At 68.8% G+C, this 25,306-nt stretch carries 27 protein-coding genes and 1 riboswitch; of the genes, 18 read left to right on the forward strand and 9 right to left on the reverse strand.

From position 1 onward, the window contains the following. Positions 1 to 37: 37 nt before the first annotated feature. On the forward strand, positions 38 to 1,834 hold the full coding sequence (locus Q0Z83_RS13650; protein WP_317794265.1) for a DUF6461 domain-containing protein: 1,797 nt from the start codon (positions 38 to 40) through the stop codon (positions 1,832 to 1,834). Here the strand turns inward: Q0Z83_RS13650 and Q0Z83_RS13655 are convergent. Next, on the reverse strand, positions 1,831 to 2,541 hold the full coding sequence (locus Q0Z83_RS13655; RefSeq protein WP_317794266.1) for a DUF6461 domain-containing protein: 711 nt from the start codon (positions 2,539 to 2,541) through the stop codon (positions 1,831 to 1,833). The two genes, Q0Z83_RS13650 and Q0Z83_RS13655, sit on opposite strands and share 4 nt — an antisense overlap. 51 nt (positions 2,542 to 2,592) lie before the next feature. Here Q0Z83_RS13655 and Q0Z83_RS13660 point away from each other — a divergent pair, with 51 nt between their 5' ends. After that, a complete protein-coding gene (locus Q0Z83_RS13660) occupies positions 2,593 to 4,392 on the forward strand; it encodes a DUF6461 domain-containing protein (RefSeq protein ID WP_317794267.1) in 1,800 nt (599 codons plus the stop codon). Here the strand turns inward: Q0Z83_RS13660 and Q0Z83_RS13665 are convergent. Then, positions 4,380 to 5,045 carry an HAD family hydrolase gene (locus tag Q0Z83_RS13665; RefSeq protein WP_317794268.1) on the reverse strand — a complete coding sequence of 222 codons (666 nt, stop codon included), beginning with the start codon at positions 5,043 to 5,045 and terminating at the stop codon, positions 4,380 to 4,382. The genes Q0Z83_RS13660 and Q0Z83_RS13665 overlap by 13 nt on opposite strands. Before the next feature lie 10 nt (positions 5,046 to 5,055). Continuing rightward, positions 5,056 to 5,132, reverse strand: a riboswitch (S-adenosyl-L-homocysteine riboswitch). Between the two features lie 144 nt (positions 5,133 to 5,276). Between Q0Z83_RS13665 and Q0Z83_RS13670 the strand changes: the two genes are divergently transcribed. Both Q0Z83_RS13670 and Q0Z83_RS13675 read left to right on the forward strand, forming a co-directional pair. Then, a complete protein-coding gene (locus Q0Z83_RS13670; protein WP_317794269.1) occupies positions 5,277 to 5,801 on the forward strand; it encodes a hypothetical protein in 525 nt (174 codons plus the stop codon). 91 nt (positions 5,802 to 5,892) lie between these two features. Beyond that, positions 5,893 to 6,204 (forward strand): hypothetical protein, encoded by a 312-nt coding sequence (locus Q0Z83_RS13675; RefSeq protein ID WP_317794270.1) that lies wholly within the window; start codon positions 5,893 to 5,895, stop codon positions 6,202 to 6,204. Positions 6,205 to 6,269: 65 nt separating this feature from the next. Here Q0Z83_RS13675 and Q0Z83_RS13680 read toward each other — a convergent pair whose 3' ends face one another. After that, the gene (locus tag Q0Z83_RS13680; RefSeq protein ID WP_317794271.1) at positions 6,270 to 6,425 is read right to left on the reverse strand and encodes a hypothetical protein; all 156 of its coding nucleotides are present in this window, start codon (positions 6,423 to 6,425) and stop codon (positions 6,270 to 6,272) included. Between the two features lie 135 nt (positions 6,426 to 6,560). Between Q0Z83_RS13680 and Q0Z83_RS13685 the strand changes: the two genes are divergently transcribed. The 4 genes from Q0Z83_RS13685 (at position 6,561) to Q0Z83_RS13700 (ending at position 8,569) form a co-directional block, all read left to right on the forward strand. After that, positions 6,561 to 6,719, forward strand: coding sequence for a hypothetical protein (locus tag Q0Z83_RS13685; RefSeq protein WP_317794272.1), 159 nt, complete (start codon positions 6,561 to 6,563; stop codon positions 6,717 to 6,719). A 159-nt stretch (positions 6,720 to 6,878) separates the two neighbouring features. Then, positions 6,879 to 7,562, forward strand: a complete 684-nt coding sequence (locus tag Q0Z83_RS13690) for a hypothetical protein (protein WP_317794273.1) — start codon at positions 6,879 to 6,881, stop codon at positions 7,560 to 7,562. A gap of 57 nt (positions 7,563 to 7,619) precedes the next feature. Continuing rightward, on the forward strand, positions 7,620 to 7,817 hold the full coding sequence (locus Q0Z83_RS13695; protein WP_317794274.1) for a hypothetical protein: 198 nt from the start codon (positions 7,620 to 7,622) through the stop codon (positions 7,815 to 7,817). Beyond that, positions 7,814 to 8,569: a hypothetical protein gene (locus Q0Z83_RS13700; protein ID WP_317794275.1), complete on the forward strand. Its 756-nt coding sequence runs from the start codon at positions 7,814 to 7,816 to the stop codon at positions 8,567 to 8,569. Before Q0Z83_RS13695 ends, Q0Z83_RS13700 begins: the two co-directional genes overlap by 4 nt. A 341-nt stretch (positions 8,570 to 8,910) precedes the next feature. On the opposite strand, the gene Q0Z83_RS13705 is transcribed toward Q0Z83_RS13700, so the two are convergent. Beyond that, positions 8,911 to 9,411, reverse strand: a complete 501-nt coding sequence (locus Q0Z83_RS13705; protein ID WP_317794276.1) for a hypothetical protein — start codon at positions 9,409 to 9,411, stop codon at positions 8,911 to 8,913. Between the two features lie 128 nt (positions 9,412 to 9,539). Here Q0Z83_RS13705 and Q0Z83_RS13710 point away from each other — a divergent pair, with 128 nt between their 5' ends. Beyond that, complete coding sequence (locus Q0Z83_RS13710) at positions 9,540 to 9,929, forward strand: hypothetical protein (RefSeq protein ID WP_317794277.1); 390 nt, start codon at positions 9,540 to 9,542, stop codon at positions 9,927 to 9,929. A gap of 55 nt (positions 9,930 to 9,984) precedes the next feature. Here Q0Z83_RS13710 and Q0Z83_RS13715 read toward each other — a convergent pair whose 3' ends face one another. Further along, on the reverse strand, positions 9,985 to 11,295 hold the full coding sequence (locus Q0Z83_RS13715; protein WP_317794278.1) for an extracellular catalytic domain type 1 short-chain-length polyhydroxyalkanoate depolymerase: 1,311 nt from the start codon (positions 11,293 to 11,295) through the stop codon (positions 9,985 to 9,987). 119 nt (positions 11,296 to 11,414) lie between these two features. Further along, complete coding sequence (locus Q0Z83_RS13720) at positions 11,415 to 12,767, reverse strand: endo-1,4-beta-xylanase (RefSeq protein ID WP_317794279.1); 1,353 nt, start codon at positions 12,765 to 12,767, stop codon at positions 11,415 to 11,417. Positions 12,768 to 13,158: 391 nt separating this feature from the next. Between Q0Z83_RS13720 and Q0Z83_RS13725 the strand changes: the two genes are divergently transcribed. From Q0Z83_RS13725 to Q0Z83_RS13750, 6 genes are all read left to right on the forward strand, one after another. Continuing rightward, positions 13,159 to 14,232, forward strand: coding sequence for a ricin-type beta-trefoil lectin domain protein (locus tag Q0Z83_RS13725; protein WP_317794280.1), 1,074 nt, complete (start codon positions 13,159 to 13,161; stop codon positions 14,230 to 14,232). Further along, entirely contained in the window at positions 14,229 to 15,836 is a 1,608-nt protein-coding gene (locus Q0Z83_RS13730) for a glycoside hydrolase family 27 protein (protein WP_317794281.1), read from the forward strand. The genes Q0Z83_RS13725 and Q0Z83_RS13730 overlap by 4 nt, the downstream gene beginning before the upstream one ends. Further along, the gene (locus tag Q0Z83_RS13735) at positions 15,836 to 17,215 is read left to right on the forward strand and encodes a glycoside hydrolase family 43 protein (RefSeq protein ID WP_317794282.1); all 1,380 of its coding nucleotides are present in this window, start codon (positions 15,836 to 15,838) and stop codon (positions 17,213 to 17,215) included. The genes Q0Z83_RS13730 and Q0Z83_RS13735 overlap by 1 nt, the downstream gene beginning before the upstream one ends. Next, on the forward strand, positions 17,212 to 19,224 hold the full coding sequence (locus Q0Z83_RS13740) for a family 43 glycosylhydrolase (RefSeq protein ID WP_378079291.1): 2,013 nt from the start codon (positions 17,212 to 17,214) through the stop codon (positions 19,222 to 19,224). Before Q0Z83_RS13735 ends, Q0Z83_RS13740 begins: the two co-directional genes overlap by 4 nt. Before the next feature lie 10 nt (positions 19,225 to 19,234). Then, complete coding sequence (locus Q0Z83_RS13745; protein ID WP_317794283.1) at positions 19,235 to 20,617, forward strand: non-reducing end alpha-L-arabinofuranosidase family hydrolase; 1,383 nt, start codon at positions 19,235 to 19,237, stop codon at positions 20,615 to 20,617. 104 nt (positions 20,618 to 20,721) lie between these two features. Beyond that, complete coding sequence (locus Q0Z83_RS13750; RefSeq protein WP_317794284.1) at positions 20,722 to 21,153, forward strand: YybH family protein; 432 nt, start codon at positions 20,722 to 20,724, stop codon at positions 21,151 to 21,153. 30 nt (positions 21,154 to 21,183) lie between these two features. Here the strand turns inward: Q0Z83_RS13750 and Q0Z83_RS13755 are convergent, their stop codons facing one another. After that, a complete protein-coding gene (locus Q0Z83_RS13755) occupies positions 21,184 to 22,278 on the reverse strand; it encodes a hypothetical protein (protein ID WP_317794285.1) in 1,095 nt (364 codons plus the stop codon). A 130-nt stretch (positions 22,279 to 22,408) separates the two neighbouring features. On the opposite strand from Q0Z83_RS13755, the gene Q0Z83_RS13760 reads away from it, so the two are divergent. Both Q0Z83_RS13760 and Q0Z83_RS13765 read left to right on the forward strand, forming a co-directional pair. Further along, positions 22,409 to 22,891: an HIT family protein gene (locus Q0Z83_RS13760; RefSeq protein ID WP_317794286.1), complete on the forward strand. Its 483-nt coding sequence runs from the start codon at positions 22,409 to 22,411 to the stop codon at positions 22,889 to 22,891. Then, positions 22,872 to 23,525: a DUF4760 domain-containing protein gene (locus tag Q0Z83_RS13765; protein WP_317794287.1), complete on the forward strand. Its 654-nt coding sequence runs from the start codon at positions 22,872 to 22,874 to the stop codon at positions 23,523 to 23,525. Before Q0Z83_RS13760 ends, Q0Z83_RS13765 begins: the two co-directional genes overlap by 20 nt. Before the next feature lie 151 nt (positions 23,526 to 23,676). On the opposite strand, the gene Q0Z83_RS13770 is transcribed toward Q0Z83_RS13765, so the two are convergent. Beyond that, positions 23,677 to 24,090, reverse strand: a complete 414-nt coding sequence (locus Q0Z83_RS13770) for a hypothetical protein (protein ID WP_317794288.1) — start codon at positions 24,088 to 24,090, stop codon at positions 23,677 to 23,679. A gap of 88 nt (positions 24,091 to 24,178) precedes the next feature. Here Q0Z83_RS13770 and Q0Z83_RS13775 point away from each other — a divergent pair, with 88 nt between their 5' ends. Beyond that, a complete protein-coding gene (locus Q0Z83_RS13775) occupies positions 24,179 to 24,817 on the forward strand; it encodes a DUF4241 domain-containing protein (protein ID WP_317794289.1) in 639 nt (212 codons plus the stop codon). Between the two features lie 8 nt (positions 24,818 to 24,825). Here Q0Z83_RS13775 and Q0Z83_RS13780 read toward each other — a convergent pair whose 3' ends face one another. After that, on the reverse strand, positions 24,826 to 25,302 hold the full coding sequence (locus Q0Z83_RS13780) for an HIT family protein (protein WP_317794290.1): 477 nt from the start codon (positions 25,300 to 25,302) through the stop codon (positions 24,826 to 24,828). Positions 25,303 to 25,306: the final 4 nt, after the last annotated feature.

Below are 25,306 nucleotides of genomic sequence, written 5' to 3' on the forward strand. Positions count from 1 at the left end.
ACCCGTCCGGCGGCTCACGGTCGGGCAGGCTGGGCGGGTGGCCGACATCGACGCGTTGCCTCTCGACTTCTGTCTGACGTTCGTGCGCGGACGCGGCCCCGACGAGGTGATCTCGCTGCTCGGCGGGGCCGACCCGGTCTCGATCGGGTCGGGACAGGTCGCGTTCGAAGCGGCCGATGCGGTCGCGGAGTGGGTCGACGACGATGGCGTCACGCATCCGACCGAGCTGGCCTACATCGTCGCCACGCGGATCGACGACTGGACGATGATCATCGAACCGAACGGGTTCCTCTGCACCGACACCGCCGTGCGGGAGACCCTGTCCGCAGGCGGCGAGATGGTGTCGTTCTACTACAACGAACACACCACACCACGCTTCAGCTGGTCCGTCGACGGGCAAGAGGTGGTCGGGTTCGATCCGGCCTACCCGGCCGACCGCTCGGGCGCCGACCCCGGGCGGCTGACCGCACTCGGCTTCGAGCCGCAACCCGACGACTCCGGATTCGTCCCTGGGTTCAAGGAACGGACAGCCGCGCTGATGGCTCGGCTCACCGGCGTGGACTGGGACTCGGCCTTCCTGGAGCAGGCGACGTTCCGCTGCGCCGGCGTCGGACCCGGAGCATCCGGGCAGCCCTGGTACGGCGAGGTGCAGGAGGAACTGACCGCGTTCGCGGAGGACCCGCGCGACTGGACCGACGAGATCGAACGCGAGCAATGGCTCGAGGCCGGCGTCACCGATCGGCGGATCAGAGCGCTGGGCCCGGTCGGCATCAGGGTGTACGAGGAGGACGCCGACCTGGCGGCGAGGATCGCCCATGCGCCCGCGAAGCTGATCAGGCGGATGACCGAGTGGGCCTGGGAGCGTCCGTTCCGGCTGGCCGGTATCGCCGATGAACCGTGGTTCGCGCCGATCCGGAACCTCGTCCTACGCGGCAGGCGTCCCGCGCCCGCGGCCGTTCGACTGGTCGAGGAACGGATGGATCCATTCCTGCGAACCGCGCTGCCGGTCTGGATGCGCGACGACGAGGACCGGCGCCGCAACGCCGTCGCGGTGCTACTGGCCCAATGGGACACCGACGGGCCGCTGTCCGACCTGTGCTGGACCTTCGCCAGGGTCGAGGGTGCCGGCGCCGGCGAGTTCCCCGACCTGCTCGCCGACCTGAAACGCGGCTTCCCCGAGCTCGGTGACGTCGTGGTGCCCCAGCCGTCACCGGCTCCGCCCGAGCGAGCCGCGGTTCGCCGCAAGCGCGAGGCGCGAGAACGTGAGGAAGCCGAATGGAAGAGGGAGAACCTGGAACTGCGGTGGGGCGGCCGGGTCCCCATCGACGAGCGACTCCTGGATCCCGAAGTGGAGATGCACGCAACGGGACTCGTCCCCTACGACCGCGATCTCATCGATCAGATCACCGCGAGCCCAGCGGAGGCACAGCGCAGGATGGCCGTCTGGGCGGCACGATACTGCTGCACCCGCTCCGACATGATCGAGAACGATTGGGTCGAGGCCGGCGTGCTCGCCCTGGAACGAGGAGAGCCACCACCTGACTGGTTCACGGACTTCGACGCCGCCTTCGCCCGCTGGCAGAACGTCCCCGGCGAGAGCATCACGCACACCGCGACAGTCACCTGGGGACCCGGCGAGCCGGTCCGAATCGACCCGGCGATCATCGCGATGCACACGATCGTGACGGCCCGCCACGACGATCCGCTGATCGCCGTCATGGACACCCTCCACAACACCGTCGTCAACTACGAACCGGAAACGGTGATCACCGCTTTCCGCGCAGCCTTCGACCTCCCCACATCGAGTGCCAAGGGTGGCCACTACCTCCGCTAGCTGAATGGATCAGGAACGGTTGCCGTAAGGTAATCGGAGCCGTGCAGATCACCCTCGGTGAGAGGGACTCCGGTGAGCCGCTCAGTGAGAACCAGCGCGGCTTCGGTGTAGTCCTCGCGGGAGGTGTCGTCGAAGCCGAGCCCGGCCATGTCAGGGCGGATCAGGCCGGGCTCGGTTCCGTAGATCGGCTCCGGATTCGAAGGATCGAAGTCGACCACGATCCGGCCGTCGTCGACGAGCACGAAGCGACCGTCGTTCTCGACGTTCAGGTAGTTGGCGATCAGGCGGGTCCCGGCCGACAGCGATTTCGGTAGATCGTCGTCGAGGGCGACGAACCCGTTGTACTCGACCACCAGACTCCACCCGCCGGTATCGGTGATGACCAGCTGCGCGTCGTCGTCCCCCGGTTCCGGTATCGACTTCCAGGGGTGAACACCACCGACCCGAGCGCCGATCCGGCGGGCGATCTCGGCCGGAGACAGGTCGCGGACCCAGGTCAGGCAGAACCCCATGCCCGAGAACTTCGGATCGGTGGTCAGCCATCGGTAGTCCGCCGCCACGGCCGGGGCGGACCGGGGAGCCCAGCGCGTCGGCGGACTCGGAGCCGTGGGCCCCGGCGGCGGATCCGGTGCCGGACCGTCGGTCGATCTCGTACAACCGGTGATCGGCAGCCCGGCGACGATCGCGAGCAGGGCGCGTCTGCGCATGCCGACCAGTAAAACAGCTCGGCGGGCTCCGCGGTGCGGCAGGCTGGACTGGTGGTCGACATCGACGGGCTGGGAATGGGCTTCTGCCTGACGTTCGTGCGGGGCCGCGCCCCGCACGAGGTGATCTCGCTGCTCGGCGGGGCGGATCCGGTCTCGATCGTCTCCTCAGGTGCTGCTCTGGAGGCATCCGTGGCTGTCGAGGATCGGGTCGACGATCAGGGCGTCCGGCAGCCGACCCGGCTCGACTACGTGGCGGTCACCCGGATCGACGACTGGTCGATGATCATCGAGTCGAACAGCGTCCGCTGTACCGATGCTGACGTCGAGCAGGCCCTGTCGGCGGCGGGGGAGACGGTCTCGTATTACTTCACCGTCAACACCAACTCTTGGTTCAGCTGGCACATCGACGGCCGGGAAGTGGTCTGCTTCGATCCCACCTACCCGGAGGAACGCTACGGCACCGACCCTGGACGACTCGACCCGGTGCTGACCGAACTCGGCTTCGACCTGGAGCCCGAGGAGCGCGAGGACGACGATGATTTCGACTGGGGAGTGCAGGGCCGGGCAGTCGCGTTGATGGAACGGATCACCGGCGTGCACTGGGATGCCGAGATCCTCCGGCAGGCGACGTTCCGCTGCGCCGGTGTCGGCGACCGGGCCCCGGAGCAACCGTGGTACAGCGAGGTACGGGAGCAACTGGCCGACCGCGCGGCGGTCCCCCGGGACTGGGGTGACGAGATCCAACGCGAGCGATGGTTCAAGCGCGGCGGACCCGACCGGCGGGTCGAATCGCTCGGGCACGCCGGAGCCACCCTGCTCAAACGGGACAGAGACCTGACGACGGCGATCGCCTGCGCCCCCTCCGAGCTGATCGAAAGGATCATCACCTGGGCGCGGGAACGGCCCTTCCGGCTGGCCGGTGTCACCGTCGAACCCTGGTTCGCGCCGATCCGGGACCTCCTCCGGCGCGGCGAGCAACCCACGCCCGCAGACCTCCGAACGGCCGAGGAGCGGATGGATCCCTTTCTGCGTACGGCGTTGCCGATCTGGGTCCGCGACGACGAGAACATGCGCCGCATGGCCGTACGAACGATGCTGGCCCCGCCGGAACCGGGCTGGCCGGCGGCCGACCTGTGCACGACGCTGTCCCGAGCCGAGGGCGCCGGTGGCGGTACCCTGCCGGACCCGCTCGCCGACTTGAAGCGCGACTTCCCCGAACTCGACGACGTCGTCATACCGCCGGCTCCCGCCGAACACCCGGGGATGCGTCGCAGACGCGAGGCACGCCAGCGGGAGGCTGCCGAGACCCGACGACGCGACCTGGAAAGACGGTGGGGCGGCCGGATCCCCGCCGACGAGCGACTGCTCGATCCCGAAGTCGAAATGCACACGATTCACCTGGTCGAATTCGACCGGGACCTGATCGACCAGATCGCGGCGGCCCCGGCGGAGGGGCAGCGGACGATGGCCGTCTGGGTCGCCCGGTATTGCAGCACACGCTCCGGCATGATCGCCGAGGACTGGATCGAAGCCGGCGTGCTCGCCCTGGAACGCGGCGACCCGCCACCCGACTGGTTCGCGGACTTCGGCGCCGCTTTCGCCCACTGGCAGGGCATCCCACGCGAGAGCATCACCTACCACGGGTCCGTCTCGATGGGCGGCGAGGAGCCGGTCAGAATCGACCCGGCCGTCATCGCGATCCACACGATCCTGATGGCCCGCCACGACAATCCACTGATCGCCGCCATGGACACGGTCCGCAACGCCATAGTCCTCTACGGCTCCGAAACGGTGATCACCGCCTTCCGGGCGGCCTTCAACCTCCCGGCCGGCACCGGTCAGATCCGGTGATCACCCAGTGCGACGTCCACCGCCGCCTGCAACGACGACACCACCGGCACGCCGAGCGCGGTGACATGCTCCCGGGCGTGCAGCGCGTCGTCGCCGGCGTGATAGATGACGCACCGCAGCCCACACTCGCGGGCCGCGAGTGCGTCATCGACACTGTCGCCCACCAGCACCACCTGCTCCGCGGCCAGCCCCAGACGCTGCAGATGGCGTGCCAGGTGCGGCGCCTTGGAAGCCAGATCGGCGCCCACACTGCCGTCGACCCGCACGAAGTACCGCCCGATCCCGGCGGCCGTCACCAGCGCCACCAGCTCGGTATGCGGATACATGGACAGCAGTGACTGGGTTGCGCCGGTGGCCGCCCACCGCCGCAACGCCGCCGACGCGTCCGCGGTCAGGGCCGCCGTCCGGCGGTGCCGGGCGTACGCCACCCGGAAACACTCGTCGAGGCGTTGCTGCTCCCCGGCATCCAGAGCCCGACCGGCGAGCCGCTCGTAGAACAACGGGATCGGCTGGCAGTGATGCCGCTGATAGTCCGCCCGGGTGATCGCCGGGAACCCGCACGCGACCAGCGCGTCCACCGTCGCCGCGATCAGAGCGCCACCGTCGCCCAGGATCGTGCCGTTCCAGTCCCACACGATGTGCCGTACCGTCATCTGCGCCTCCCCGAAGGAGGCGCCCTTGACCAGGGAGAACAGGTCGAGCGTGGCGGATGGTCATCCGTCGCAGCGCCTCTCGACCCGCACCGGCACGCTAACAATCCCACCCGGCACCGGCAACCCCGCCCGGCATGTCCCGAAGCCTGCCGCCCGGCGCTGACATCGCACCCGCCGAGCTCGGCCTTTGCCGGAACCGCCGCACTCGCCCGACCTCGGTAGATTCGGGGAATGCCCCCCGAATCTGTCGACGCGTCATGGCTCGAGGCCGCCCGACAGCAACTCGCCTGGGGAGACGGCGTGCGTGCGGCGTACCTCGCCCTGGTGCGCGACGGCGCCGGACCCGAGGCGGCCGCGACGGCGGTGTGTGTCGCGGCGGGTTCCACCGCCGCGGAGGCGATCGATCGACTGCGAGAGTTCGAGGGCCTGTGGGACGCCCTCGAACCCGGCGACGAGGACATCGGCGCAGACCTGCTCATGATGTACGGGTATTTCGAACCGGACGCCACACTCGACGACCGGCAACAGGCGGCTCTCGTGCACCTGCACGCCGCACTCGGGTCGGTTCCCGGACTGCCCAGCGGGTCCGCGCTCGCCTTGTCGATCCGACTGCGAACGGGTCGTCTGGCCGAGGCGCATCGGCTACTCGAACGCCTCGGCGGCGTGCGGTGGCCGGACGACATCGCATTCTGGGCGGCACTGCGCCGGGCCGGCGAGATTCTCCACCCGGGCAACGAGATCCCGAAGAACGGGTGATCCAACCCTGGGCAGGTCGACGAGTTGACGAGGGACCGGCCACAGAGGACGATCACTTGATCTTGAACTTCTCCGGTTAGGGACAAGGGCCATGGCATCGGAACCCGACTACCTCGTCGCCATCCGTCAGGCCGACTCGTACCCCCGGGCGCTTCGGGCGGCCCGGCTCTACCTCGGCGGACTGTTCTGGATGGTCGGATCCGCGTTGGTGGTCGCCCTCACCGGATTGAGCATCTGGTTCTTCCTGGTCAGCGCCGCAGCGATCCCGTTCATCGTGGCCGGTGTGCTGGGCGCGCGAAAAACTTGGACGAGCCTGGCACGAGAGCTTCCCGCGATGCCCGAGAACGAGCTCAAATCGGCCTCGACCATCGCGACCTTCCAGGATCTTCTGCGGCACGGCTGAAAAACCACATGCGCACCTCCGGCGAGTCGGAGGTGCGCATGTCCGTCGAGAGATCCCGCGGGAGGTCAGAACCAGACTTTTCGACCACCGACCGGCCTGCCGAGAGCGCCCAGAATCCAGAGCACCGCGCCGATCACCAGGAGGATGGCGCCGATCGTGTAGAGGATCGACACGTGCAGCAGGTAGCCCAGAAGCAAGAGGATGAGGCCGATGACAAGCATTTCTTTCTCCGTCCGTCCGCGGGTCGTTCCCGCCGACCGCCTCCGTACCCACTGTCTCGCGCGAGCAATCCTGACCACCGCCTGAGTGGACCGGGGCGTTCGTCCTCATCGGCCGGCGGCGAGGATGGTGCCGGGGTGACAACTGCTCACGGCAAGCCGGTACGGGACCGCATCCCCGAGACCATCACGAGCAGCGGCGAGGTCGAACAGGCGGCCGAACGGACGCGCACCGCACGTCGTGCCCTGGCCGCCCGGACAGGTCTGTCCTGGATGATCGGTCGACGACTCTGCTGAACGGCCGACACCGCACGAGGGAATCCCGGCGACACCGGCCGGAACCGGCAGACGATCGCCATGATCTATTTCCGGACCGCGTTAGATGATGCGGTGACCGATTCGCCATCCACACGGGCGGAACTGCGGCGTGTACTCGGGAAGCGCTGGCTTCAAGGAGTGGGCGCGCTCGCCGGCGTGGCCGCCGTCGTCCTGACCATCATCGGCTTTCCCAAGGACTCTCCGCCGGCCGGGGCGATCCAGTCGGGTAACGACAACGTGTCCATCCAGGGCGGCAACAACAACTGCATCCAATGCGCCGTCGACCGGGACCCGTCGTCGCCGGCTCCGCCGCAGCCGCCCCCGGCGTACGGGGCCTACGACCGGATCAAGGATCTGACCGGGACGATAACCGTGGACGTGCCGGCCGAGTGGAACTCACGACGGTCCAACGGCTGGCATGCGTCGATGAGCCCGTACCACCGGGACGTCAATGTCGGGCCGGGCCTCAACGCGGCCGTCAACGTCGACGACTGGATCGACGGCATCATGCCCGTGCCGGGGGTCTTCATCGGGACGTCGGAGCGGATGATCCGCGACGGCATCACCCTGGACCGCCTGGCCTCGGTGTTCTCGCCCAGCGGCTGCCGAAGTGGTCCGGCCCGTCCTTACCGCATCGCCCGGCTGGGCCTGGACGGGCTGCTCCGCGAGTGGACCTGCAACGGTGGCCACCAATGGATCGACATCGCGCTCGAACAGCCCGACCGGCACTACCTGATGAACCTTCAGGCCACCATCGTCTCGGACCGGGACCGGGCCGCTTTCGAGCGGATCGCCCAGAGCCTCGACATCCGTCACCGGTAGGCCGATGCGGTCCCGAATCGGTTCGAAAGCCCGGCGGGCCGCACGTAAGGTGAGCGGATGCGGATCGCGATCTCCGGGACGCACGGGACCGGCAAGACCACCTTGGCCGAGGCGATCTGTGCGCTGGTCTACGACGACCCGCTCGACGCCTGGGCGGACCTTCCCGTCCTGGAGCTGAACGGCCCACTCGACGCCCGCCTGGAAACGGTCGTCGCCACCCTCGTACCGCTTCCTGAGCGGCGGATGGCGCGGTGAACCGGCACGTTCTCGACGATCCGGACAGGTTGAGCGATCGGGCCCGGGCCTTTCTCGACGAGCATTGCCGGCGTTCGCCGATCTCCCTCGACGACCCGGGACAGTGGTATGAGTGCACCGGAGTGGACGGTCGCGCGGTTCCCGGCCCGGCGGGTGGGCTGGAGCGGCTGACCGATTTCGTCGCCCGGTTCGGCGGGATGGCCTTCTGCGGTGAACGGCCGGGCTGCTACGGCGCGCACCGCAACCCCTATGTGTTCCACGGTTTCGTCTCGTCCGGGTGGGATGAGCTCGGCGACGGTGACCGGGTGGCCACTGTCGGACACAAGGACGGCTTCGCCCTCACCCTGAGCTGGTCGACCGGGCGTATCGGTGTGGTGGAAGCAGATTTCTGGATCGCCGACAGCGCGGTCAATCTGCTCGAGTCCTGTGCCCTGGGGCAGTGTGTCTACACCGATGAGGCCTGGTCGGAGGCGGTGGAGCTCGGCGGTAAGGGGCCGGGCTGGGGACTGACGGCGGTCGGTTCGGATGCCTTCCGCGGCCTGGTGGGTGAGGTCGTCGAGGCGTCGTGCGAATGGAATCGGTGGTACGTCGACGAGCAGGTGGCGGTGCACGGTTGGCGGGTGACGTACGACATGGATCGTCCCGAATCGGTGATGGCCTGGTATCGGGACGCGGACGGTCGCCGACGGATCGAGTCGGTGGCCGGGCCCTTGTGGCCGGACGCCGGGCCGCCTACAGGGCGGTCGACCTAGCCCATTCGACGTTGGAGGTGCGGCCCAGGGCGCCGTACCACATGTTGGGGCCGGCAGGAGCTGCAGGTAGGGCAGGTCCGGGACGCCGTACGCGTGCAGGACGTCCCAGACGTTGTCGGCGCAGTTGTTGCCGATGACGTCGTATCCACGGCCGCCGGAGGCCGCGGCGGCCACGTCGGCCGGGCCGGTGTCGAAGGTCGCCTTGGCGGTGGTGATCGACTTGTAGGAGTTGTAGCCGTGCGTCTTCATGTCGGCCAGCATCTGCGACTCGGTTCCGGTGCCGCGCCAGAAGCCGTTGTCGAAGCCCTTGTCGATGTGGCTATGGTGACCGTCGATCTCCGTCAAGGCCGGGCGATCTTGGTGTACGCGAACCAGCCGCCGCTGTAGAAGAAGAACAGCCGATCCACACCGTCGTCGTGGCGCCGCGCGTCCAGGTCCGGTCCGCGCACGTCGACCGGCGCGCCGACGATGACGTCGAAGTCCAGCCGCACGGTGGACCGCACGTTCCGGGGCCCGTCCGTCGGCGACTCCAGCCGCCACGTGCCGGAGCCGTCGATCGTCTCCCGGGCCGGGTCGAACGTCGTCGGCACCACATCGTCGAACAGCTCAAAGGGAAGGCCCGTCGCGGTGAACGTACCGTCGTCGGCGAAGAGGAACGCCCGGTCCGGATCGAGGCGCCACGTGCCCACCACGGCCGAGTCCCGCAGATCGACCGGATCGCCGTAGTCGACCAGAAGGTCGCACATCCCGCAGCCGGAGAGCATCACCAACACCGCGAGCGCGGCGGCCAGGCGTGCGGCACGACGCCGTTTCGGCGTACGGGGGACAACCGTGGGAATCATCTGCACGAGGCCACTCAAACATCGAAATGTGGAGAAAACGTGGTGAGGCCGCGTAGAGGGCGAGCAGGTCCACCGGATCGGCCGCGGCCACGTTGAGCAGGTCGGACCCGCTCCCTACCCTCTTGATCATGAGAACACGGGCACCCCTGACCGGACTGATGATCGGCGGGCCACGACGGGCCATGGCGGCCCTGGCGCCGGCCTACATCGTCGTCCTCACGGCGGCGCTGGTCCTGATGCACGGAGCCGCCGAGATCGTGCTGCTCGCGGTACCCGTCGCCGCGATCACCGCCGTGCCGCTGTTCGCCCGTTTCGCGCGGGGATTCAGCGTGGCCTGTTACACGGCGATCGCCGTCCTGGCCCTCGGCGGCTGCCTGCTGGTCGGGGTGATTCTGCTCCCGGCCGCCCTGCCGCTGCTGGTGGCCACCGTGCCACCGGCCCTGAGCGCCCCGATGCCGCACCTCTGTGTGGCCGCGATCCTGCTGGCCGTGACCGTCACCATCCTGGCGCAGTTCTGATCGCCGACACCGCGCGTGCCACTGACGGGAAGCGGCACCCGCGGTGAAGGGCGGGTCAGGACGCGACGGTGCAGGCGCGGCCGTTGAGCGTGAACCCGGTCGGCGCCGTCGTGTCACCGGTGTGACCGGCCTGGAAACCGATACTGATCGAGCCGTTCACCGCGATGGCGGCGTTGTAGGAGACGTTGCGTGCGGTGACGGTTCCGGAGGTCGGCGCGTAGGTGGCGCTCCAGCCGCTGGTGATGGCCTGCCCGGCGGGCAGCGTGAAGCCCAGCGACCAGCCGTCGACGGCCGTGGTTCCGGTGTTGGCGATCGTGATGGTCTCGGTCAGTCCGGTGGCCCAGGCGCTGACCGAGGCCGTCACCCGGCAGTCGGCGCCGGTCGGCGGGCTGCTCGGCGGAACGGGCGGGGGCGAGGACGGGGGAGTCGACGGCGTGGTGGTGGTCCCGTCCAGTCCGAGGAAGGCGATGGCGTACGCGATCTGACCGGACATCGGCAGGTTGTGCCCGACCCCGGCGATACTGACGCCCTCCACGGTCGCCCGGGTGCCGGTGGTGCCGTACCGGGTCCGGGTCCACGATGTCTGCGGTCGGTCGGTGGTCGCCGGAGTCTGGCCGAGACCGTGCAGATTGGTCCACTGTTTGATCTCCTCGCCGAAGTTGCGGTAGGCGAGGGTGGTGTCGGTGTCGCCGTGCCACAGCTGCATGCGCGGGTACCGGCCGGTGTATCCCGGGTACATCGCCCGGGCCTGGTCACCCCACTGCTGCGCGGTCTTGATCAGGTTGCCGCCGGAGCAGGTGCTGTTCCACAGCGAGCCGTTGGTGGTGGCGAAACAGCCGGCCGGTACCCCGGAGAACGCCGACGCCGCCGAGAACACGTCCGGGTACTGCGCGGCCAGCACGTTGGTCATCATCGCGCCGGAGGAGAATCCGCTGACCACGATCCGGGCCGGGTCCACGTTGTAGCGGGCCCGCGCCCAGGCGACCATCGACATGATGCCGGTGGAGTCGCCGCCGCCGTCGCGCCGCAGCGCCTGCGGGCTGGACACGTCGAAACACTTCTCGGTACGGGTCGCCTCGGGCAGCACCACCACGTACCCGTACCGGTCGGCGGCGGTGATGTAGTCACGGCCGTTGCCGCCGGCCACCGCGGCGGCGGTCCCGGTGCAGTAGTGCACGAGCACCAGCAGCGCGGGCCGGGCCGCGAGCCGGTCCGGGACGTAGGTGAACATCCTCAGGTTGGTGGGGTTGGCGCCGAATCCGGTGACCTGGGTCAGCGAAGCGGCCGCGGCGGGCAGCGCGAGCCACAGCGAGCCGGCCACCAGCGCCAGCGCGGACACGACGGCGATCAGCTTTGCTCGGAACATCCTGATCTCCTTCCCCGCCGCCGGCCGAGACGGCCGGCGACGGGCGCGGTGAAAGGGCGGGCACAGCAGGCCGAGACGGCCGAGACGGCCGGCGGCGGCGCGCGGTAGAACGGGCGGGCTCAGCCGGCCGAGCAGGTGGGCGTGGCGGTGGGTCCGGCGCCGGTGCCCTGGAAACCGAACTCGGTGGCGCCGCCGGCCGAGAGTTGCCCGTTGTAGGAGACGTTGCGGAAGGTGACCGCCCCGCTGGTGCCGCTGCCACTGGCGCTCCACGTGCCGGTCACGGCGGTGCCGGAGGGCAGGGTGACACCCACGGTCCAGCCGTTGAGCCCGGCCGACCCGGCGGTGACCCGGACGGTGGCGACGAATCCGCCGTTCCACGAGTTGAGCGAGATCGTGGCGCTGCACGCCCCGCCGGGCTGCGGCGGGGTGCTGGGCGACGGCGACGACGGGCTGGGCGGGGTGGTCGTACCACCGGCGTTGAGGGCGTTGAGAACCGAGGTGTACGCGGCCTTCTTGTTGCCGGAGTTGTCGAACAGCAGCGGGTTCTCCCCGGTGCGCCAGGAGTCGCTGTCGCGGATGCCCCACACGGTGATGCCGGTGCACCGCGACACCGCCAGGCAGGCCCGGGTCACCGCGGCGTAGATGTTCGCCTGGTTGCCGCCCTGGGCGACGTCGAGTTCGGTGATCTGCACGTCGACGCCGAGGTCGGCGAAACGCTGCAGGTTGGCCTGGTAGTCACCGGCGATCCCGGTGCCCAGGTGGGACTGGAAGCCGACGCAGTCGATCGGCACGCCGCGGGACTTGAAGTCACGGACCATGTTGTAGATCCCGGTGGACTTCGCGTTGACGCCGTCGGTGTTGTAGTCGTTGTAGCAGAGCTTCGCGGCCGGGTCGGCGGCCCGGGCGGCGCGGAAGGCGGCCTCGATCCAGTCGTTGCCGGTGCGCTGCAGGTTGGAGTCGCGACGGCCGCCGCTGCCACCGTCGGCGAAGGCCTCGTTGACCACGTCCCACGAATGGATCTTGCCCTTGTAGTGGGTGGCGACCTGGGTGACGTGGTTGATCGCCGCACTGCGCAGCGCGCTGCCGGACAGCGACTGAGCCCAGCCGGGCTGCTGGGCGTGCCACAACAGGGCGTGACCGCGGACCTTGGAGCCGTTGGACAGACCCTGGTTGAGGATCCGGTCACCGTTGGTGAAGGTGAACCGGCCCTGTGATGGCTCGGTGGCGTCCCACTTCATCTCGTTCTCCGGCGTGACCGAGTTGAACTCGCGGGTCAGGATGCCGGTGTAGGTGCTGTCGCCGAGCCGGCCGGCGGCGATCGCCGCACCGAAGTAGCGGCCTTTCTCCGCCGCCGACGCGCCGAGCGTGGTGGCCGCCTCGGCGGTGCCGATCACGGCGACACCGGAGGCGACGACGACTCCGGCCGCGGCCACGGCCAGCAGCACGGAGCGGCTTCTCTGGAACAGGGACATGACTGGGGAACCTTTCCGGACGGGGCGGCCGGACCGGTCGCGCAAATGGGGGATCGCGATACCGGTCACCGGCGGTGGGAGCGATCCCACCGCTGGTGACAATGTTCCAGCCCATTTCCGGAATGGCAACCCGAGACCATCCCATCCTTTCCGGCATAACAGTTCGCAGGAGCGACCTTCTTTCGAGTGAATGCGTAACAGATTTTCCGCCGACGATTTCGCACGATCTGAAGCGGGATTATCCAGAGTCCCTCTTGAATGTCCGGAAACATCCTGGCAACGTTCGGAGCCAAGTTGTTAGCGCTCTCATCCCCGCAGTCGGACCGTGGTGATCACGGTGATCGGCCTGTGTGAGCGGTAACAGCGCCCGTTCCCCCAAGGAGGTTTCACCATGCCCCAACGAAAACGGTGGCTCGTCCTCGTCGCCGCCCTGCTCGCGGCCGTATTCACCCAGCCCAGCCCGGCGGCCGCGGAATCCAACGGCGGCACCCGCGTCATGCCGCTCGGTGACTCCATCACCGAGGGCACCCAGATCCCCGGCGGCTACCGGATCGGCCTGTGGCAGCGACTGGTCGCGGCCGGATACCGCACCGATTTCGTCGGCTCGCAGTTCAACGGCCCGGCCGCCCTCGGCGACCACGACCACCAGGGCCACCCCGGATGGCGCATCGACCAGATCGACGCCAACGTCGCCGGCTGGCTGCGCGCCACCACCCCGCGCACCGTGCTGCTGCACATCGGCACCAACGACATCCTGCAGAACTACAACGTCAGCGGCGCCCCGAGCCGGCTGTCGGCGCTGATCGACCGGATCACCGCCACGGTCCCGTCGGCCGACGTCTTCGTGGCCACCATCATCCCGCTGGCCAACTCCGGCCAGGAGGCCGCCGCCCGCACCTTCAACGCGGCCATCCCCGGCATCGTGCAGAGCAAGGGCGGGCGGGTGCACCTGGTCGACATGCATGCCGCACTCACCACCGCCGACCTGATCGACGGCGTCCACCCGACCGCCACCGGCTACGACAAGATGGCCGCCGCCTGGTATGCGGCCCTACGGTCGGTGCCCGGCAGCATCGGCGACCCCGGCACCGGTACCGGCAACGCGCTGGTCTCCACCGCCTCCGGCCGCTGCCTGGACGTCCCCGGCAGCAGCACCGCCAACGGCACCCAGCCGATCATCTGGGACTGCAGCGGCGCCGCCAACCAGCGCTGGACCTACGACGGCCAGACCGTCAAGGCGCTCGGCAAATGCCTCGACTCACCGACGGGCGCGACGTCCGGCGCCAAAGCCCAGCTGTGGGACTGCAGCGGCGCGGCCAACCAACGCTGGACGTTCACCTCCGGCAGCACCATCCGTAACGCCCAGTCCGGGCTGTGCCTGGAGACCGGCGGCACCGCGAACGGTTCCACCGCCACCCTCCGGACCTGCACCGGGACCGCCGCACAGAATTGGACCAGGCGATGAGGAGAACACTGGCGATCCTGCTGGCCATCGGCCTGACCCTGACCGGCGCACCGGCCGCCCACGCCCTCGACAACGGCGTCGCCCGTACCCCGCCGATGGGTTGGAACAGCTGGAACACGTTCGGCTGCAACATCAACGAATCGCTGATCCGCGGCATGGCCGACGCGATCGTCAGCAGTGGCATGCGCGACCGCGGCTACCAGTACGTCGTCGTCGACGACTGCTGGTTCAACCCCAACCGCGACTCCGCCGGCAACCTGCAGGGCGACCCCACCCGGTTCCCCAGCGGGATGAAGGCCCTCGGCGACTACCTGCACGGCAAAGGGCTGAAGTTCGGCATCTACCAGGTGCCGGTCGACAAGACCTGCGCCCAGTACTTCAACAGCTATCCCGGCGCCACCGGCAGCCAGGGACACGAGGTGCAGGACGCCCGCCAGTTCGCCGCCTGGGGAGTCGACTACCTCAAATACGACTGGTGCTCACCCAACGGCACCATCAACGACCAGGTCGCCACGTTCGCCAAGATGCGTGACGCCCTCGCCGCCACCGGCCGACCGATCCTGTACAGCATCAACCCCAACAGCATCCACGCCAAGACCGGCCCGCAACGCAACTGGGGCGACGTCGCCAACATCTGGCGCACCACCGAGGACATCAGCGCCGCCTGGGACACCGGCCAGACCAACGGCTACCCGATGGGCGTGAAGAACATCGTCGACGTGACCGTGCCGCTGGCCGGATACGCCCGACCCGGAGCGTTCAACGACCCGGACATGATGGAGGTCGGCCGCAGCGGCCTGACCGACACCGAACAGCGCAGCCACTTCGCGCTCTGGGCGATCATGGCGTCGCCGCTGATCGCCGGCAACGACGTGCGCTCGCAGAGCACCACCACTCGCGACATCCTCACCAACCCCCGGCTGATCGCGATCAACCAGGACACCCTCGGACTGCAGGGGACCCAGGTCTCCTTCGACGGCACACGCCGGGTGCTGGCCAAGCGGCTGTCCAACGGTGACGTCGCGGTGGCCCTGTTCAACCAGGGCGGCTCCACCACGACGATCTCGACCACCGCGGCCGCCATCGGCAAGAGCGGCAGCTCGTTCACCCTCCAGGACGCCTGGAGCGGTGGCACCTCGACGAGCACCGGCACCATCAGCGCGAGCGTGCCCGCGCACGGCACCGCCGTCTACCGGGTCAGCGGCGGCGGCACCACCCCGACACCGACCGGCTCCACCCTGGTCAGCGCCGCCTCCGGCCGCTGCCTCGACGTGCCGAACAGCAACACCGCCAACGGCACCCAGCCGGTCGTCTGGGACTGCAACGGCCAGGCCAACCAGCGCTGGACCGTCAGCGGCCAGAGCCTGCAGGCCCTCGGCAAATGCCTCGACGCCCCGACCGGCGCCACCGCCGGAAGCAAGGTCCAGCTCTGGGACTGCAACGGGCAGACCAACCAGCAATGGACGATCAACACCGACGGCACCGTACGCGGGACCGCCTCCGGCCTGTGCCTGGACGTCGACCGCAACCTGACCGCCAACGGCACGCCGGTCCTGCTGTGGACCTGCAGCGCCGCCGCCAACCAGCGATGGAGCCGAGCCTGATGCCCCGGAAAGCGTTCACCGGCCTGCTCTGCCTGGTCGTGGCCATGCTCACGGCGGTGGCACCGGCCCCCGCCCGAGCCGACAACCCGATCGTGCAGACCATCTACACCGCCGACCCCGCGCCGCTGGTCCACAACGGCCGCGTCTACCTGTACACCGGCCACGACGAGGACGGCTCGACCTGGTTCACCATGAAGGAGTGGCGGGTCTACTCGTCAGCCGACATGGTCAACTGGACCGACCACGGCTCGCCGATGAGCCTGGCCACCTTCAGCTGGGCCAGCAAGGACGCCTGGGCCGGCCAGGTCGTCCAGCGCAACGGCAAGTTCTACTGGTACGTGCCGGTCACCAACCGGGCCACCGGACGGATGGCCATCGGTGTCGGCGTGTCCACCAGCCCGACCGGCCCGTTCACCGACGCGCTCGGCCGCCCCCTGGTCGAGAACGGCGAGATCGACCCGACCGTCATGATCGACGACGACGGCCAGGCCTACCTGTACTGGGGCAACCCCAATCTCTGGTACGTGCGGCTGAACAGCGACATGATCAGCTACAGCGGCAGCGCCACCAGGATCCCGCTGACCACCGCCGGGTTCGGCACCCGCACCGGCGACGCCAACCGGCCCACCCTGTACGAAGAGGGCCCCTGGGTCTACAAACGCAACGGCCTCTACTACAACGTCTTCGCCGCCAAATGCTGCTCGGAGTTCATCGGCTACTCCACCGCGCCCGGCCCGACCGGACCGTGGACCTACCGCGGCACCGTCATGCCCACCCAGGGCAGCAGCTTCACCAACCACGCCGGCATCGTCGACTTCAACGGCGGCTCGTACTTCTTCTACCACAACGGCGCGCTGCCCGGCGGCGGCGGATTCACCCGCTCGGTCGCCGTCGAGAAGTTCACCTACAACGCCGACGGCGGCATCCCGCAGATCACCATGACCACCGGCGGGGCACCGCAGAACGGCACCCTCAACCCGTACCTCCGGCAGGAGGCCGAGACGATCGCCTGGAGCTCCGGCGTCGAGACCGAACGCGCGAGCGAGGGCGGCATGAACATCGGCTTCCTCGAGAACGGCGACTACGTCAAGGTCAAGGGCGTCGCCTTCGCAGCGAGCGCGACCTCGTTCTCGGCCCGGGTCGCCTCCGCCGCTGCGGGCGGCCGCATCGAGCTGCGGCTGGGCAGCCCCACCGGCACGCTCGTCGGCACCTGCACCGTGCCGGGCACCGGCGGCTGGCAGACCTGGACCACGGTCGGTTGCCCGGTCAGCGGCGCCGCCGGCACCCAGGACCTGTACCTGCGATTCACCGGCGGCAGCGGCTACCTCTTCAACGTGAACTGGTGGCAGTTCACCGGCAACTCCGGGAGCATCCGATGAGAAGACTGGCCGCGGCGGCCCTGACCGCCGTCCTCGGTGTGGCCCTCGGCCTCACCGCCATGACCCCCGCCGACGCCGCGACGATCGACACCAGCGCCTCCTACGTGCTGGTCAACCGCACCAGCGGCAAGGCTCTCGACCTGTACAACCTGGCCACCAACGACGGCGCCCGGATCACCCAGTGGACCCGCAACGACCAGGCCCAGCAGCAATGGCAGTTCGTCGACTCCGGCGGCGGCTACTACCGGCTGCGGTCCAAGCACTCCGGCAAGGTCCTCGACGTGTCCGGCGCGTCCACCGCCGACGGCGCCGCGATCGTGCAGTGGTCCGACAACAACGCCGGCAACCAACAGTTCAGCGTGCAGGACATCGACGGCTACATCCAGCTGATCAACCGCAACAGCGGCAAGGCCGTCGAGGTCCAGGGCGCGTCGACCGCCGACGGCGCCGGCATCGTCCAATACGCCGACTGGAACGGCGCCAACCAGCAGTGGCAGCTCGTCAAACTCGGCACCACCACGCCCGGGACCGGCACCTTCACCAACCCGGTGGTCTGGCAGGACTTCGCCGACGGCGACATCATCCGCGTCGGCGACGCCTACTACTACTCCGCGTCGACCATGCACTACTCGCCCGGCGCGCCGATCCTGCGCTCCTACGACCTGGTCAACTGGGAGTACGCCGGCCACTCGGTGCCCCGGCTGGACTTCGACTCCGCCGCCTACGACCTGTCCGGCGGCCGCGCCTACGTCAAGGGCATCTGGGCGTCGGCGTTCAACTACCGGCCGTCCAACAGCACCTACTACTGGCTGGGGTGCACCGAGTTCAACCGCACCTACGTCTACACCAGCACCGCGGTCGACGGCACCTGGTCGAAGAAGGCCCGGATCAACAACTGCTACTACGACGCGGGACTGATGTTCGACAACGACACCCCGTACGTCGCCTACGGTAACGGCACGATCAGCGTCGCCCAGCTGTCCCAGGATCTGACCTCGCAGGTACGGGCCCAGACCGTCTACACCACACCGTCGAGCATCGGCACCCTCGAGGGCGCACGGATGTACAAGCGCGGCAACTACTACTACATCTGGCTGACCCGGCCCGCGAACGGCCAGTACGTGCTGCGTTCGACGAGCCCGTGGGGTCCGTACGAGCAACGCCAGGTCCTTCTTGACCTGCCCGGCCCGATCTCCGGTGGGGGAGTGCCGCACCAGGGCGGCCTCGTCCAGACCCAGAACGGTGACTGGTGGTACATGGCGTTCACCGACGCCTACCCCGGCGGCCGGGTGCCGACGCTGGCCCCGATCACCTGGAGCGGCGACTGGCCGGTGCTCACCACCGTCAACGGCCGCTGGGGCGCCACCTACCCGAAACCGAACATCACCACCTCCAAGACCGTGCAGCCGATGACCGGCCCCGACACCTTCACCACTCTCGGTCACCGCTGGGAATGGAACCACAACCCCGACACCGGCAGATACAGCGTCGGCAACGGGCTGCGACTGTCCACCGCGACCGTCACCAACGACCTGTACAACGCCCGCAACACCCTCACCCACCGCATCCAGGGACCGTCGTCGACCGCCACCATCGAACTCGACTACTCACAGATGGCCAACGGCGACCGCGCCGGGCTGGCCATGCTGCGCGACTCGTCGGCCTGGATCGGCATCCGTAAGGACAACGGCACCACCCGGGTCTCGATGACCAACGGCCTCACCATGAACTCCAGCTGGGCCACCACCGGTACCGGCAGCGAGGCGGCCGGCGCGAACGTCTCCGGCGGCAAGATCTGGCTGCGGGTCTCCGCCGACATCCGGCCGGGCTCCGGGCGTACGGCCACCTTCTCCTACAGCACCAACGGCAGCACCTTCACCACGCTGGGCCCGGCGTTCACCCTCAACAACGCGTGGCAGTTCTTCATGGGCTACCGGTTCGGCATCTTCAACTACGCCACCCAGGCACTGGGCGGCGCGGTCACCGTCAACCGCTTCGACCTCGTTTAAGGGGGACACCATGACCAGATCTCGAATGCTGCGGGCCGGCTTGGCGTCGGCCGCCCTGGTGGCCGCCTCGGCGGCGATCGCCGTGGCCCTGCCCGCGGGCGCCGCCGCGGCCGGCTGCTCGGTGAAGTACACCGTGTCATCGCAGTGGCAGGGCGGCTTCAACGCCGACGTGGCACTGACCAACCTCGGCGACCCGCTGTCGGCGTGGACACTGACCTGGTCGTATGGCGCCGGCCAGAAGGTCGGCCAGGCGTGGAACGCCACGGTGAGCCAGAGCGGCACGACGGTGACCGCGGCCAACGTGGCCTACAACGGCTCGGTGCCGACCAACGGCTCGGTGTCGTTCGGTTTCACCGGCTCGTGGACCGGCAGCAACCCGGTCCCGTCGGCGTTCAGCCTCAACGGCGTGGCGTGCACCGGAGCACCGGTGCCCAGCTCACCGTCGAGCCCGGCACCGTCGAGCCCGTCACCGTCCACCCCCGGCGGCACCTGCACACTGCCGTCGAGCTACCGGTGGTCGTCCAGCGGCGTACTGGCGAACCCGAAGAACGGGTGGGTCTCGCTCAAGGACTTCACCAACGTCGTCCACAACGGTAAACACCTGGTCTACGCCTCGAACGTGAACGGCTCCTCATACGGCTCGATGAACTTCACCCCGTTCACCGACTGGTCCGAGATGGCCGGCACCGCCCAGAACGGGATGAGCCAGGGCGCCGTCGCCCCCACCCTGCTCTACTTCGCCCCGAAGAACATCTGGGTGCTGGCCTACCAGTGGGGCGCCTGGCCGTTCATCTACCGCACCTCCAGCGACCCGACCAACCCGAACGGCTGGTCCGCGCCGCAGCCGCTGTTCACCGGCAGCATCTCCGACTCCGGCACCGGACCGATCGACCAGACCCTGATCGCCGACGGGCAGAACATGTACCTGTTCTTCGCCGGTGACAACGGCAAGATCTACCGCGCGAGCATGCCGCTCGGGAACTTCCCCGGCAACTTCGGCTCCTCGTACACCACGATCATGAGCGACACCAGGAACAACCTGTTCGAAGCACCCGAGGTCTACAAGGTGCAGGGCCAGAACCAGTACCTGATGATCGTCGAAGCCATCGGCGCCAACGGCCGCTACTTCCGCTCCTTCACCGCCACCAGTCTCAACGGCACCTGGACGCCGCAGGCCGCCACCGAGAGCAACCCGTTCGCGGGCAAGGCCAACAGCGGCGCCACCTGGACCAACGACATCAGCCACGGCGACCTGGTCCGCACCAACCCGGACCAGACCAAGACCATCGACCCGTGCAACCTGCAACTTCTCTACCAGGGCAAGAACCCCAGCGCCGGCGGCGCCTACGACCAGCTGCCGTGGCGGCCCGGCCTGCTGACCCGGCAGCGCTGACACGCCGAAGGACCTGACCGAGGGGACGGCCGGCCCGGTGCGCTCATGAACGATCGAGCACACCGGGCCGGTCGGGCGACGTCACCGGGTTATTCTGGTAAGGCATGACCGACTTCAGCCAGCATGCTCACGGGCCCGGCCCGACCCCTCCGGAGTCCGCCCAGCCCACCGACGTCGACGGACATGTGGCCGCCTACGTGGCTGCCTTCGCCACCGGATCAGCCGACGTGATGGACCGGCTCTACGAACCGGGGGCGGTCCTGGTCCCACGCCCCGGAGTCCCGTTGACGACTACGGCCGATCGTCGGGCCGCGTACGCGCATCTTCTCGGTTTCGGTGTCCCGATGACCGCCGAGAGCAGGCAGCTCTACATCGCCGGTGACATCGCCCTGTCCATCGTCGACTGGTCGATGCGTGGCACCGCACGGCAGGGACATCCCGTCGACCTGAACGGTGTCGCCGCCGACGTCCTGCGCCGCGGACCCGACGGACAGTGGCGGTACCTGATCAACAACCCGTTCGGCACCGGTTCTTGACCGCATCGGCCGCTGACGTCCGGAACGGCGTCAGCGGCCGGACGGTGTCGCCGATGGCACCGCACCCGTCGACGGCACTACACCCGTCGACGGCGCCGCCGTCGGCGGATGGTCGACCACGATGGTGTTCACCCTCGCGGTGAGCCGGATGTCGTACCTGCCGGTGGCGGCCCGCCAGCCGGTCTCCTGCAGGGTCGCCCCGTTCTTGACGTCCCGCCGGGTCTTGCCGCCGATGACGGCCTGGCCGGCACCCTGACCCGCCCGGACCCGCACCAGCGCGCCCGCCTCGGTGCGTACCGTCAGGTCACCGATCGGCCCGGTGATGTTCAGCGGAACCGAGCCCTTCGGCTTGGCCAGCTGCAGCAGACCGCGTGACACCGCCGCGGTCGACTCGACACCCGCGAGGCCGCCGGCCCGTGAGTCGACGTCGAGCTCGCCGGCGCCGCCGGTCAGCTTCACCGTCCACGCCACCGCCGAGTTGAGCACCACCTCGGCTCCGGTCCCCGGCGTGAGCGCGAGCACCGTACCGTCGCTGTTCTCGGTGACCGCGGGCGAGACGTTCGGATCGAACCCGGTGATGTGGTACAGCCCTTCGCCCAGCTGTGCGGTGCGGATACGCATTATGGTCGCCGGGCCGGTGATCTCCAGCCGCCGCTGCCGGGTCGCACCCAGCGGAGCGGTCAACGGCGCCGCCCCGGACGGCTGCACCGCGTCCGCGACGGTCGGCACCACCCGCGGCGGCGTCGACCGGTAGGCCTCGGCCTGGCCCAGCAGCACCCCGACGGTCAGCGACACCAGCATCGCCGTGAACACCCACAGCCGCCACGGCTTGCGGACCTGCTCATAGACGAGCGTGACCCGGCCCACGTCGGCCGGTGTCGACGGTTTGACGATCGGCTGCGGCGCGGTCGGTTCGTTCAGCGCACCCCGCAACCGGGCCAGCGTCGCCCGACCGGCCAGCCGCGACCCGCCCACGGGGGCGCCGGCCCGCCGCCCGGCCACCGGCTGCTCACCACCCGACTCGATCGGAACCGGTCGGGTCTGCGGCCCGGTCGTCGGCAGGAAACGCAGCACCACGTCAGGGCGCCCTCGATCCGAGGATGGTTCGCCCCGCTGGTCAGCCATCGTGCCTCCGCCCGCCGGGATACGTACCTCGGCTCTACAGAATACGGATCACAGCCGCGAACCGGATCGATGAAGATCGAGGACAATTATGGCCGGCGGGTGGATCTTGTCGGGGCTCATGATGTCGTGTATGCCATGCATCTTCTGTGAGCTGCTTGCCGCTGACGGCCCGGCGACGTGGATAGCACGTGAGGAGGGCGCCGCAGCCTTCCTCACGCTTCCGCGGTCTGCGTTGGCGCCCGGCCACACCCTGGTGGTCCCGACCGAACACGCGGTGGGTGTACAGGACGTGAGTGCCGCGGGGCTGACAGCGACGATGGCGCTGGTGCAGCGAGTCGCCCGCGGCATGGCGCAGGGGCTCGGTGCGGCAGGGGTGAACGTGTTGAACGCCAGCGGTCCCGGATCCGAGCAATCCGTCGCCCATCTGCACTTTCACGTCGTTCCGAGATGGCTCGACGACGGCTTCACGACCTGGCCGTCAGGCCGTTCGAGGCGCGAGGGGGTCGGCGATCCGGGGATGGAATTGGCCGTCGCTGTAGCTGCGATTCGTGCGGATGACGATGGTATCGGCCACCGATCCGACTCGGATCTCAATGAAGATCGACCTGATTGACGCCTGGCGCGCGCCAGGCGGGAGTGCAGTACCGCTGGCGGCGGCGGATCAGGCTGATTGGTTGTCGGCAAGTGGGGCAGGTCTCGGTGGCTTGCTTGTCCCTTTTACTGTGTATTGCATGGATCTAGTCGGCTTGGTGGCTCTTCTGGTGTCTCTCGTCGCAGTCGTGGTATCCGCGCGCCTCGCGATCACGCAGAACTCGATGCAGAAACACGCGAACACCATTCCATCAATGGATCTGCTGCTCGGTGAATTCCGATCAGAAGAATTCTGGAGGAGCTACAACTATGTGTGCACGGAGTTGGCGGACCAGGATTCCGGGCGTGGAATCGCAGGTCTGCCCGCGGAGGCCCGAAGCCATGTGTACAGCGTCTGTTACCTGTTTCAGCATTTGGGTGACCTCGTCCGGCTGGGTGTCGTAGACGAGAGGGCGATACTCTCCACGCTGCGTTTCCGGGTGATCCAGGTCTGGGCGGCCGTTGAGCCCTTCGTCGTGCAGGAGCGGCGGGTCAACCCTGCGGCAGGGCCGAATACCTTGCGTCTTCTGGAGGCCTTCGCTGCCCGAGCCGAAATTCTGCCGGCCGAAAGCTACTCCAATGCCATCGAGGTGTGGCTTTCCCGACCGATGAGGTAGTGGCGCGCGATGGTGGCGCCGGCCGGGCCTGTCGGCTCGTCATGGCGGCGGCGCTGTCTCTGCAGAACGGATCGATCCGATTCCTGATGGTCGGCATGTCGTTGCCGTGGTTCTGGTGGCGTGATCGCCACACTCCTCGGCCTTCGCTGAGCTATTTCGCGCCGTCGCGCACCAGATAGAGGCCACCGCCGGCGGCGCGGGCGGCGGTGATCCACTCCGGCAGTCTCTCGCTGACCAGCCAGTGCGCCTCCTCCGCGTCGTCGTCGCCGCCCGGGAGCAGGTCGTGGTCCGCCAGGATGCGGTCCGGATCGAAATCGGCCAACTCGGCGTCGATGCGGACCACCTGGTCCGGGTCGGCGTACATCGGGAACGGCCACGGGTCGGTGTCCGGGTCGGGCCAGGGCCGCGACCACAGGTCGGCCAGCGCGGGCAGCCCCCAACTCCGGAACGCCGCGGCCAGCTCATGCCAGTGCCGGCCCGGCAGGATCGCCTCGCCGACCGGGGTGCCGGTCGGGCCCACCTGGGACGGGTCGACGGCGTACGCCGTGATGTACTGCTCGGCCACGCGCCCATTCTCACGGATCAGTGCCGGACGGCGATTGCGGGCCCCCGGCGTGGGAACATGATCTCGGTAGCCGAGGGCTGGAGGATGTGTGCCGTATTCGCCTGATCTCGCCGCGATCCTGACCGAAGGGGCACGGTTCGAGGCCGACGGCATCGCCTACGTGATCGAGCGCCTGCCGGTCGGCACCGTCGTCGCCCCGACCGGCGAGATCACCGCCTGTGACCCGCTCACCTGCGCGGCCGGTGCCGAGGCGTTCACCGCCACCATCGCCCCGGGCCGCTATCCGCTGACCGCCTGGGTGGCCGTGATCAGCCAGGACGGAGCAGCGCCGGACCACCGTACCGCCGCATTGGCTCTGACCGTGACTGATCAGCCTGCCGTGCGATGGGAGATGGCCCTCAACGAGGGCCAGGACGTCGGCGTCCTCGACGCCGACGGCTATTTCGGCTATCCGGTCGACGCCGGCGTCGGCACCCTCGCCGACCTGTCCGCCGTCACCATCCTGGCCGACTGGGACTACGACCAGCTGGAGGAGGTCTACATCCCGGCGCGGATCCCGTCCGGCCCGGCCCCGATCGACGGCGTCGTCGACGAGACCACCGGCGCGAACGTCATCACCGTCGCCTCCGGCTGGGGCGACGGGGTCTATCCGACCTTCGTCGGATACGCCGCGGACGGCACGGTCTGCGGTTTCGTCACCGATTTCCTGGTCATTCCGACCCTTTGACGGTACGGCTACGCGCCCCCTTCCGAGAAGAAGGCGCGCAGCCGTTCCGAATATGTCAGGCGCTCCTCGACCGTCGTGAAGTCACCCAGCGCCGCCGACCGATAAAGCTCATCCCCGTGATACCGGGGAAAGACGTGCACGTGATAGTGCCAGACATCCTGATACCCGGCCGGCTCGTTGTGCTGCCGCACCGACGTGCCATCACAGCCGTACGTGTTGCGGATCCCGATCGCCACCTCACGCACCAGATCGTGGACCGCATGCCCGTACTCCGGCTGAAGGTCGTAGATGTTCTCCTGATGGGCGTTCGGCACCACCAGCACGTGACCGTGATTGTTCGGCCACCAGCGCGGCGACACGAACGCCGTGGCCAGCTCGGTCCGCCGGACCACATCCCGCGGATCGTTGACCTTCCGCAGATCGTCGAGACCGGCGATGAGACGGCAGAACGGACAGGCGTAGTCGTCAGGCTGATGGTTGAACATGAGC

The organism is Actinoplanes sichuanensis (assembly GCF_033097365.1).
GTDB lineage: Bacteria > Actinomycetota > Actinomycetes > Mycobacteriales > Micromonosporaceae > Actinoplanes > Actinoplanes sichuanensis.

Coding starts and splice junctions, on each gene's coding strand:
- Q0Z83_RS13725 (WP_317794280.1), top strand. CDS start 13,159: ATGCCCCAACGAAAACGGTGGCTCGTCCTCGTCGCCGCCCTGCTCGCG.
- Q0Z83_RS13760 (WP_317794286.1), top strand. CDS start 22,409: ATGCCATGCATCTTCTGTGAGCTGCTTGCCGCTGACGGCCCGGCGACG.
- Q0Z83_RS13780 (WP_317794290.1), bottom strand. CDS start 25,302: ATGTTCAACCATCAGCCTGACGACTACGCCTGTCCGTTCTGCCGTCTC.
- Q0Z83_RS13680 (WP_317794271.1), bottom strand. CDS start 6,425: ATGCTTGTCATCGGCCTCATCCTCTTGCTTCTGGGCTACCTGCTGCAC.
- Q0Z83_RS13675 (WP_317794270.1), top strand. CDS start 5,893: ATGGCATCGGAACCCGACTACCTCGTCGCCATCCGTCAGGCCGACTCG.
- Q0Z83_RS13710 (WP_317794277.1), top strand. CDS start 9,540: ATGAGAACACGGGCACCCCTGACCGGACTGATGATCGGCGGGCCACGA.
- Q0Z83_RS13755 (WP_317794285.1), bottom strand. CDS start 22,278: ATGGCTGACCAGCGGGGCGAACCATCCTCGGATCGAGGGCGCCCTGAC.
- Q0Z83_RS13715 (WP_317794278.1), bottom strand. CDS start 11,295: ATGTTCCGAGCAAAGCTGATCGCCGTCGTGTCCGCGCTGGCGCTGGTG.
- Q0Z83_RS13750 (WP_317794284.1), top strand. CDS start 20,722: ATGACCGACTTCAGCCAGCATGCTCACGGGCCCGGCCCGACCCCTCCG.
- Q0Z83_RS13705 (WP_317794276.1), bottom strand. CDS start 9,411: ATGATTCCCACGGTTGTCCCCCGTACGCCGAAACGGCGTCGTGCCGCA.
- Q0Z83_RS13740 (WP_378079291.1), top strand. CDS start 17,212: ATGAGAAGACTGGCCGCGGCGGCCCTGACCGCCGTCCTCGGTGTGGCC.
- Q0Z83_RS13720 (WP_317794279.1), bottom strand. CDS start 12,767: ATGTCCCTGTTCCAGAGAAGCCGCTCCGTGCTGCTGGCCGTGGCCGCG.
- Q0Z83_RS13670 (WP_317794269.1), top strand. CDS start 5,277: ATGCCCCCCGAATCTGTCGACGCGTCATGGCTCGAGGCCGCCCGACAG.
- Q0Z83_RS13655 (WP_317794266.1), bottom strand. CDS start 2,541: ATGCGCAGACGCGCCCTGCTCGCGATCGTCGCCGGGCTGCCGATCACC.
- Q0Z83_RS13695 (WP_317794274.1), top strand. CDS start 7,620: ATGCGGATCGCGATCTCCGGGACGCACGGGACCGGCAAGACCACCTTG.
- Q0Z83_RS13665 (WP_317794268.1), bottom strand. CDS start 5,045: ATGACGGTACGGCACATCGTGTGGGACTGGAACGGCACGATCCTGGGC.
- Q0Z83_RS13765 (WP_317794287.1), top strand. CDS start 22,872: ATGAAGATCGACCTGATTGACGCCTGGCGCGCGCCAGGCGGGAGTGCA.
- Q0Z83_RS13735 (WP_317794282.1), top strand. CDS start 15,836: ATGCCCCGGAAAGCGTTCACCGGCCTGCTCTGCCTGGTCGTGGCCATG.
- Q0Z83_RS13730 (WP_317794281.1), top strand. CDS start 14,229: ATGAGGAGAACACTGGCGATCCTGCTGGCCATCGGCCTGACCCTGACC.
- Q0Z83_RS13745 (WP_317794283.1), top strand. CDS start 19,235: ATGACCAGATCTCGAATGCTGCGGGCCGGCTTGGCGTCGGCCGCCCTG.